Genomic DNA, 9,322 nt, shown 5'->3' with positions numbered 1-9,322 from the left:
TGACGTTCCCCTCACCCTGTTTTCCCAGCGACCCCGCCGGCCCTTGCCGACACCACCGATACTCCCGCCGGGGGCAGGCAGCGCGGCAGAGCGAAGCGTCCTGAGTGCCGCAGGACAAATGTCATGGGTGCGGGGACAGGCGGATGCGGCGGGGACCGGGGGGCTCCCATGCGACACTCCGCCCGTCAGGGTGCATCAGCGCCCGGGCAGGGCCCGAAGCTGGAATCACTCCGCCGGTCTGAGGTTCTTGCGCTGGTTGGCATGGAAGCGTGCCTTCTTCTGCCGGTTCCCGCACGTGTTCATGTCGCACCATTTGCGGGTGCGGCTTTGGCTGGTGTCGAAGAAGGCGGCTTGGCAGGTCGGTGAGGCGCACAGGGCGAGTTTTCCGTCTCGCTCGCCCGCGATGATGCTGATCGCGTCGGCGGCAATCACGCTGAGGGCGTCTTCCACGCAGGATGCCGAGCTGAGCCGCCATCGCCGCTGGCCGTCGGGGGTCAGGATGGCCGCCGCCCGACCCTGAGCGCTGCAATCGTTGATGACCTGGACAGCGGATACAGGAAGAGCTTCCTGGGTCGCGGCGGCTGTCGCGGCGGCATGAATCGACTCCCTCAGCATCCAAGCGAGGTCGAGCTGGACAGGGGTGCAGGAGTCCACGGCGAGGCCGTTGACTGCCAGCCAGTCGACGAGTCGGCCGGGCGTGGGGATGCGCTCCACGGCGTCGCCATGACGCTCCGACAGCGTCCCCGTGAAGCTGGTCGCCAGCACATTGCCGAGGCGGAAGTCAGGGAACCCGGTGCGCATGGAACCACCTTAGCCGGTTGCGCATCGGCCGAGAGGAGGGGTAGAACCGTCTTAGCCGGTTCTCAGTAGCCCGCGGCCGGTACCACGAGGGCCAGGAGGTCTCATGACCCGTCCAACAACCAGCGACGTTCACGCTTTTGAAGCCCACGCGACCGACGCCGACCTCGACGACCTGCGCGCACGGCTCGCCGCGGCGCGGTTGCCGGAGGCCGAGACGGTCCATCGCGCCACGCCCGGCCCCCGCCGGTGGCAACAGGGCGTTCCTCTCGCGGACCTCGTCAATGTCGTCGACTACTGGCGCACCGCGTACGACTGGCGGTCTTTCGAAGCGCGCCTCAACCGGATCGGCCAGTTCCGCACGGTCGTTGATGACCTGGGAATCCATTTCCTGCACCGCCGGTCCGCGCGCGCGGATGCCACTCCTCTGGTGTTGACGCACGGCTGGCCGGGAAGCATTGCCGAGTTCATCGATGTGGTGGACGAGCTGGCGGACCCCCAGGACGCGGGCGCGCCGGCGTTCCATGTCGTGGCCCCCTCGCTCCCGGGCTTTGGTTACAGCGACAAGCCGGCCACCACCGGGTGGGGAACCGAAAGGATCGCGGCCGCATGGGTCGAACTGATGGGAAGGCTCGGCTACCGCAGGTTCGCTGCCCACGGCGGCGATTGGGGCGGCAACATCACCACGGTTCTCGGCGGTCGGTTCCCGGCGCACGTACTCGGCATCCACACGACGTTCGCGCAGGCGCCGCCCGGACTGACGACGGACGGGCTGACGGCGACCGAGCGCCGATGGACTGAGGAAACCCACGATTTCTGGCACCACCGCGCGGCGTACGCGAAGCAGCAGGCGACGCGACCGCAGACCATCGGCTACTCGCTCGTCGACTCGCCGGTCGGGCTTCTTGCCTGGATCCTCGACAAGTTCGCCGAGTGGACGGACACCGAGGACAGCCCCTTCGAGACGCTCTCCATGGACAGGGTTCTCGACGACGTCACCCTGTACTGGCTGACGCGGACCGGCGCATCGGCAGCCCGCATCTACTACGAGAGCCACAACTCGCTGGACCCCGAACTCCGGGTCGACGTCCCGTCAGCCATCACCATGTATCCCCGCGACATCGAGAAGTGCCCACGGCCCTGGGCACAGGAACGGTACCGCCAGATCGTCCGCTGGAGGTCGCCCGACAGCGGAGGGCATTTCCCGTCGCTGGAGGTGCCGGACTGTTTCGTCAAGGACCTGCGAGAAGGCCTCGCAGCCGTGCTGGCCGCCCAAGGATGAACCCGGCTCAGCCCATGGGCGAACGCGGCCCGGCGGCACGGCACTTGAGCACTCCCTGCTCCGGCCGACACTCATGGGCCCCCTGCGAGGCCCTCACCCGTACAGCACCATCAGCGACCCAACCATCAGGCCGACGGACGCCGTCACCGCCCACACGCGGTAGCAGCTCCACGCCGATAGCGCGACGGCGCAGGCCCATGCTCCGCCCGCCGCGGTTTGGCCCCACCATCCGGCAGTTGTCTGCGCGGCGGCGAGGGGGAACGGCGCCAGGAGGATCGTCAGAGGGACGACCACGAGGCGTGGCCCGATGTTCAGCGGCTTGTAGACGACGGTCAGGACCGTCAGGGCGATCGTGATGCTGAGGGGAAGGGCTGCCCAGTCCCACCAGGTCCAGCAGAGGCTGTCCGTCGTGGCGCAGGTCTGGGCGTTGTGGTGCCTGGTCCAGGCCAGGAATCGGCACACACCGCAGGCCAGCGCCGCACCAGTGACGGCCACAACCAGCAGGCGCGGCAGAACGGGACGTGCTTCTGCGGGGACGGGGTTCATGCCCGAAGCCTTCTCTACCCGCGGGCCGAGAGCCTGAGTACAAGTACTCAGTCGACAGCGCTGGCCCAGCGCGCACACCCCGCGGGAAGGCCGCGAAGGTGGGTTGACGTGACGTCAGCCGACGTACTCCTGCTCACGCCGTTCGACCGACGCCAGCGGGGTCGGGGCCAGGTACCTGCCCAGCTTCTCCCCCTCGACGTCGACGTTGGGCAGGACGGCGCCGAGCCAGCGCGGCAGCCACCAGGCCGACTTGCCGAGCAGCGCGAACAGGGCCGGGATGATGGCCATGCGCACCACGAAGGCATCGAAGAGGACGGCGGTCGCCAGGGCGAAGCCGATCATCTTGACGAGGCTGTTGTCGTCCATGATGAAGCCCGAGAAGACGCTGGCCATGATGATGGCCGCGGCGGTGACGACCCGGCCGCCATAGCGGAAGCCGGTGACGACCGCTTCTTCGGGGCCCGCGCCGTGGGCGTAGGCCTCGCGCATCCGGGAGACGAGGAAGACCTCGTAGTCCATGGCCAGGCCGAACACGACACCGATCATGAAGATCGGCATGGTGCTCATGATCGGGCCGGGCTGCTCGACGTTGAACGCGTCCTTCATCCAGCCCCACTGGAAGATCGCGACGACCGCGCCGAGCGACGCGCTGACCGACAGCAGGAAGCCGAGGGCCGCCTTCAGCGGGACCAGCACGGAACGGAAGACCAGCATCAGGAGGAGGAAGGCGAGTCCGACCACGAGGCCCAGGTAGGGCAGCAGGGCGTCGTCGAGGGTCTTGGAGAAGTCGATGAACATGGCCGTCTGGCCGGTTACGAGGATCTCCGTGGCACCTGTCTTGGACTCCTCGCCACTGGCCAGACCGCGCAGCGCGTGGACGAGGTCCTCGGTCTTGGAGTCGGTGGGACCGGTCTTCGGTACGACGTTGAGGATGGCGGTGTCGTTGGCCTCGTTGGGGCTGGCCGGGGAGACGGATTCGACGTTCTCCTGCTTGGCGAGGTCGGCGCCCAGCGTGGTGGCGGCGGCCTTGGCGTCCTTGCCGGAGACGGTGATCATCAGGGGGCCGTTGAAGCCGGCGCCGAAGGACTCCGACAGCATGTCGTAGGCCTTGCGTTGGGTGGTGGTCTTGGCCATCGTCCCTTCGCCGGGCAGCCCGAGCTCCAGGCTGGCCGCCGGAATGGCGAGGGCGCCGAGGCCCACCACGCCGACCAGGAGTACGGCCACCGGGTGGCGCAGGACATAACCGGCCCAGCGGGAACCAAGGTTGGGCTTGGTGCGGGCCGCGCGCTTGGCGGCCTTGCGCTGCTGGCGGGCCGAGAGCGGCTTGCCCTTGTGCTGCATGCGCTCGATGCGGCGCAGGATGCGATAGGGGGCCCAGCCGAGGAGGGCGGGGACCAGGGTGAGCGCGATGAGCACCGCGATCGCGACCGTGCCCGCGGCCGCCATGCCCATCTTCGTCAGCATCGGGATGTTGACGACGGCGAGGCCCGCCAGCGCGATGATCACGGTGAGGCCCGCGAAGACGACGGCGGAACCGGCGGTCCCGACGGCGCGTCCGGCAGCCTCACTGCGCTCGCGGCCCTCGGCCAACTCCGAGCGGTAGCGGGAGATGATGAAGAGGGCGTAGTCGATGCCGACGGCGATGCCGATCATCATCGCCAGCGTCGACGTGGTGCTGGACAGGCCCAGCGTGGAGCCGAGGGCGGTGATCGCGGAGATGCCGATGGCGACACCGAACAGCGCGGTGAGCAGCGGCATGCCCGCGGCGATCATCGAACCGAAGGTGAGGAACAGGACGATCGCGGAGACCAGGATGCCCATCTGCTCGCCGCCGCTGGCCGTGGCGTCGATCTTGACGGCGTCGCCGCCCGCTTCGACGGTGAGGCCGCCGGCGCGCCCCTTGCCGAGGGCCGCGTCGAGGCCGTCGTGCTCCTTGTCGCCGAGCTTGGGCGCCTGGTCCTTGTAGGTGGCGATGGCGTAGGCCGTGGTGCCGTCCTTGCTGACGGTCTTGGCCTGGTAGGGGTCGGTGGCACCGATAACGCCCGGCGCCTTCTTGAGGTCGGCGACGAGGGCGTCGACCTTGGTCTTGGTCTCGGGGTCGGCGATCTTGTGACCCTGAGGTGCGCGGATGACGACTCGGGCGCTGGCGCTCTCGGCGCCGGCGGCGGGGAACTTCTGCTGGAGGAGGTCGAACGCCTTCTGGGATTCGGTGCCGGGCATGGAGAACGTATCTGCCGGCGGGGCGGAGGCGGCGGAGGCGGCGAAGCCGACTCCGGCGAAGACCAGCACCCAGAGGAGCGTCATCAACCCCCGCCGTCGGAAGGCGAGGCGGCCTAGTTTGTAGAGGAAGGTAGCCACGGCGAAGGGACTCCCGTCGGGGATCGGAAGGCAAGCAGGTCTCTAGGACTATAACAAACCGCAGAGACGGTTTCTTGAGTCGCGAACCAGCCATTCCGCGTACGCCATAACGATCCGCTCACGAATGTGAAGATCGATGGGCGGATCCGTGAGCAGATGGCGCAAGTCTGTTGCGTTGAACCACAGTTGGAGGCGGCGGGCGGCTGTTGGGCTTCGTGAACTTCGACTGCCGGTCGCGGTTTTCCGCTCCGTCGATCACCTCACCGCCATGGCAGGCGCGCGCTTGGGCGGGCTCGTAAAAGAGCAATGCGGTCTGTTCTTTGCGGCCAAAGCGGCCCTGCCCCCGGTCCCGCCTCAATGAGGCGGCGATCGGGTACCAGCGCACGCTCGGCTGGCCGAACAGGCGTCAGGGGCCGTCGACCTGGCCCCAGCTCTGGCCGGTGGCGAGCACCTCGCCCTCCAGCGGCGGACGACCCCAGCCGGGGTGCCCGGCACAGGAGGTTCTCCGGGTGGAGGCCGTGGGACGCGAGCCCGGCCGGGCACCGGCTCAGTGGTACGCGCGCATTGACGCACCGTCAGCAGCTTATGTTCACGCGGCCGGTGCGGTGGCGAGGAGTCCTTCGGCGATGGTCGCGGCCACCTGGTCGATGTGGTCGGCGAGGTAGAAGTGGCCGCCGGGGAAGACCTTGAAGGCGAAGTCACCGCTGGTGTGTGCCCGCCAGGTCCGCGCCTCCTCGACGGTCACCACCGGGTCACTGTCGCCGATGAGGGTGGTGATCGGGGTGGTGAGCGGCTCGCCGCCGCCCCAGCGGTAGGCGCCGAGGGCCCGGTAGTCGGCTCGCAGCGCCGGTAGCACCATCTCCAGGACGTCGGGGTTGTCGAGCATGGTCTGTTCGGTGCCGCCCAGCCTGCGCACCTGGGCCAGCACGGCGGCGTCGTCGTAGAGGTCGTAGCGGATGCTGGTGCGGACGTCGGGACCACCCCGGCCGGAGAGGAACAGGCGCTGGGGCGAGGGCAGTTCACGTCGAGCCAGCAGCCGGGCCGTCTCGAACGCGACCAGCGCGCCCATGCTGTGGCCGAACAGGGCGTAGGGCCGCCCCGGGTCCGCGATCAGCTCGCGGGCCAGTTCGTCGGCGACCGCCTCGACGAGCGGGGCCACGGAGGTGAAGGGAGCCTCGCGGTAGCGGTCCTGGCGGCCGGGGTACTGCACCGCCACCACGTCGAAGTCGGCGGGCAGCGTACGCGCCAGTTGCATGTACGCCGTCGCGGAGCCTCCCGCGTGCGGGAAGCACACGAGCCGGGGGCCGTCGCCCTCGGTCGTGGTGAAGCGTCGGAACCATGTGCTGTTCACTGTCGCTGTGTCCCTTCGTCTGTGCCGACCCCGCCCGGATGTCTGTCCCGGGCGGTCAACTGGTCGATGTGAAGCTGCGGTTGGCGGTTGCCGGGCGATCGGCTCCGCGTGGCCGGTTCCGGCCGGTGTCGTCCCGGTCGTACGCGTCGGATCCGCGAACACACCCCGACCTGACCGGCGGCGGGCGGCGAGAGGGCCCGTCGGTGCCGCTCGCGGGGGAGGGAGGGCGCCGACGGGCGGTCCGGTGCTCCCCGAGGGCTCTTTTCGTCCACGCGGAGCTATCGGAAGTATCCCCCGCCGTCCTCTACGACCGCTCGCAGGATGCTGGAGGGTCCGCGGAGGAGGGCGGCTGCCCATGGGCGGCCACGTACGGCCTGTGCAGCCCGAGTAACCGCATGTGCAGTGCGGTTCGGGCTGTCCCAGGCAACGGCTGCGGGGCCCGAGCCGCAGGGTGGTCGCCGCCCGAGGGCCGCTCCAGCGAGGTCGGTTACAGGGTTCCTCTAGCGGAGCCGGTTACGTTCGTTGCCGATCGACAGCGAGCACAGGCCGAAACCGCTAGGAGACGCAACGATGCCCGGACGTCTGTTCACGTCGGAATCGGTGACCGAGGGCCACCCCGACAAGATCGCCGACCAGATCAGCGACACGATCCTCGACGCCCTGCTGAGCCAGGATCCGGCCTCCCGCGTCGCGGTGGAAACCCTGATCACCACCGGCCAGGTCCACGTGGCGGGCGAGGTCACCACATCCGCCTACGCCGACATCGCCAGCCTGGTGCGGCAGAAGATCCTGGAGATCGGCTACGACGCGTCCGGCAAGGGGTTCGACGGCGCCTCCTGCGGGGTGTCGGTGTCCATCGGCGCCCAGTCCCCGGACATCGCCCAGGGCGTCGACACGGCGTACGAGCAGCGGGTCGAGGGTGCCGCCACCGGTGAGGAGGGTGACGAGCTCGACCGGCAGGGCGCGGGCGACCAGGGCCTCATGTTCGGGTACGCCAGCGACGAGACGCCCACCCTCATGCCCCTGCCCATCCACCTGGCCCACCGCCTGTCGGCACGCCTGACCGAGGTCCGCAAGGACGGCACCGTGCCATATCTGCGGCCCGACGGGAAGACCCAGGTCACCATCGAGTACCGGGGCAGCATCCCGGTCCGCCTGGACACCGTCGTCATCTCCTCGCAGCACGCCCCGGGCATCGACCTCGACGGTCTGCTCACCCCCGACCTGCGCGAACACGTCGTCGAGAAGGTCCTCGCCGACCTCGCCGAGGACGGTATCAAGGTGGAGACCGAGGGGTACCGCCTCCTGGTGAACCCGACCGGCCGCTTCGAGATCGGCGGCCCGATGGGCGACGCGGGTCTGACCGGCCGCAAGATCATCATCGACACCTACGGCGGCATGGCCCGCCACGGCGGCGGCGCCTTCTCCGGCAAGGACCCGTCGAAGGTGGACCGCTCGGCCGCGTACGCCATGCGCTGGGTCGCCAAGAACGTCGTGGCCGCCGGCCTCGCCAAGCGCTGCGAGGTCCAGGTCGCGTACGCCATCGGCAAGGCCGAGCCCGTCGGCCTGTTCGTCGAGACGTTCGGCACCGCCCTGGTCGCCCAGGCCGTCATCGAGCAGGCGATCCGGCAGGTCTTCGACCTTCGCCCGGCCGCGATCATCCGCGACCTCGACCTGCTCCGCCCGATCTACGCCCAGACCGCGGCGTACGGCCACTTCGGCCGCGAGCTCCCCGACTTCACCTGGGAGCGCACCGACCGCGTCGAGGCCCTGCGCAGCGCGGCAGGGGTGTGACCACCCTCGGACCCGCACCCGCAGCACCACCCCCACTAAATCCGAACTCCCTGACACAGAAGGTGAGTTGCCGTGCGCATTGCCGTCACCGGGTCCATCGCCACGGACCATCTGATGGACTTTCCCGGCCGGTTCGCCGACCAGCTGATCGCCGACCGGCTGGACCGTGTCTCGCTGTCCTTCCTCGCCGACGAGCTGCGCATACGGCGCGGCGGGGTCGCCGCCAACATCGCCGTCGGCCTCGGCCGACTGGGGCTCTCGCCCACCCTGGTCGGCGCCGCCGGAACAGACTTCGACGACTACCGGATCTGGCTGAAGGAGAACGGCGTCGACACCGACTCCGTCCGCATCAGCACGGACAAGCACACCGCCCGCTTCGTGTGCACGACCGACGCCGACCAGAACCAGATCGCCACGTTCTACGCGGGCGCCATGGCCGAGGCCCGCCACATCGCGCTCGATCCCGTCATCGAGCGCCTCGGCGGGCTCGACCTGGTCGTGGTCTCGCCCAACGACCCGGAGGCCATGCTCCGGCACACCGCCGAATGCCGGGAACTGGGCGTCCCGTTCGCGGCCGACCCCTCCCAGCAGCTTGCCCGCATGAACCGGGACGAGGTCCGCGCCCTGCTCGACCGGCCCCAGCTGCTGTTCACCAACGAGTACGAGGCGGTGCTGCTCCAGGAGCGCACCGGCTGGACCGAAGAGCAAGTGCTCGCCCGCGCCGGGACGTGGATCACCACCCTGGGCGCGGACGGCGTCCGCATCCAGCGCGTCGGCCGCCCCACCCTGCGCGTCCCCGCGGTCCCGGCCACCGCGGTGGTCGACCCGACCGGTGTCGGCGACGCGTTCCGCGCCGGCTACCTCGCCGCCCGCGCCTGGCACTCCACCAGCGAACATGCCGCCCAACTCGGCTGCGCCGTCGCGGTGTTCGCGCTCGAATCCATGGGCACCCAGGAGTACGAGATCACCCCCTCCGCCCTGCTCGCGCGCCTGCGTGAGGCCTACGGCCCGCGGTGCGCGGACGAACTGGCCGGCCATCTCGCGGGCGTCGCGGCATGAGCGCCGCGACCCGTATCGACGCTTTGCGTGAGGCGCTGGCCACCCGGGTGGTGGTGGCTGATGGTGCGATGGGCACGATGTTGCAGGCGCAGGATCCGACTCTGGAGGACTTCCAGGATCTTGAGGGCTGCAAT

The 9,322-nt window shown here is 69.5% G+C and carries 7 protein-coding genes; 3 read left to right on the top strand and 4 right to left on the bottom strand.

The features are described 5' to 3' along the window. Positions 1-225 precede the first annotated feature (225 nt). Complete coding sequence (locus DT019_RS38810; protein WP_114041708.1) at positions 226-801, bottom strand: CGNR zinc finger domain-containing protein; 576 nt, start codon at positions 799-801, stop codon at positions 226-228. Positions 802-904: 103 nt separating this feature from the next. Here DT019_RS38810 and DT019_RS38805 point away from each other — a divergent pair, with 103 nt between their 5' ends. Further along, a complete protein-coding gene (locus DT019_RS38805) occupies positions 905-2,080 on the top strand; it encodes an epoxide hydrolase family protein (protein WP_114041707.1) in 1,176 nt (391 codons plus the stop codon). A gap of 93 nt (positions 2,081-2,173) precedes the next feature. Here the strand turns inward: DT019_RS38805 and DT019_RS38800 are convergent, their stop codons facing one another. The 3 genes from DT019_RS38800 to DT019_RS38790 all read right to left on the bottom strand — a co-directional run bounded on the left by DT019_RS38800 (position 2,174) and on the right by DT019_RS38790 (position 6,335). Continuing rightward, positions 2,174-2,626 carry a hypothetical protein gene (locus DT019_RS38800; protein WP_147267428.1) on the bottom strand — a complete coding sequence of 151 codons (453 nt, stop codon included), beginning with the start codon at positions 2,624-2,626 and terminating at the stop codon, positions 2,174-2,176. A 114-nt stretch (positions 2,627-2,740) separates the two neighbouring features. After that, positions 2,741-4,930 carry an MMPL family transporter gene (locus DT019_RS38795; protein WP_114041705.1) on the bottom strand — a complete coding sequence of 730 codons (2,190 nt, stop codon included), beginning with the start codon at positions 4,928-4,930 and terminating at the stop codon, positions 2,741-2,743. A 643-nt stretch (positions 4,931-5,573) separates the two neighbouring features. Continuing rightward, entirely contained in the window at positions 5,574-6,335 is a 762-nt protein-coding gene (locus tag DT019_RS38790; protein ID WP_114041704.1) for a thioesterase II family protein, read from the bottom strand. A gap of 570 nt (positions 6,336-6,905) precedes the next feature. On the opposite strand from DT019_RS38790, the gene metK reads away from it, so the two are divergent. Both metK and DT019_RS38780 read left to right on the top strand, forming a co-directional pair. Further along, positions 6,906-8,129 (top strand): methionine adenosyltransferase, encoded by a 1,224-nt coding sequence (metK, locus tag DT019_RS38785; RefSeq protein WP_114041703.1) that lies wholly within the window; start codon positions 6,906-6,908, stop codon positions 8,127-8,129. A gap of 72 nt (positions 8,130-8,201) precedes the next feature. Beyond that, positions 8,202-9,188 (top strand): carbohydrate kinase family protein, encoded by a 987-nt coding sequence (locus tag DT019_RS38780; protein ID WP_114041702.1) that lies wholly within the window; start codon positions 8,202-8,204, stop codon positions 9,186-9,188. Positions 9,189-9,322: the final 134 nt, after the last annotated feature.

The sequence above is a fragment of the Streptomyces sp. SDr-06 genome, from assembly GCF_003324565.1.
Classification (GTDB): Bacteria; Actinomycetota; Actinomycetes; order Streptomycetales; family Streptomycetaceae; genus Streptomyces.
This window is presented reverse-complemented; position numbering and strand designations above follow the sequence as displayed.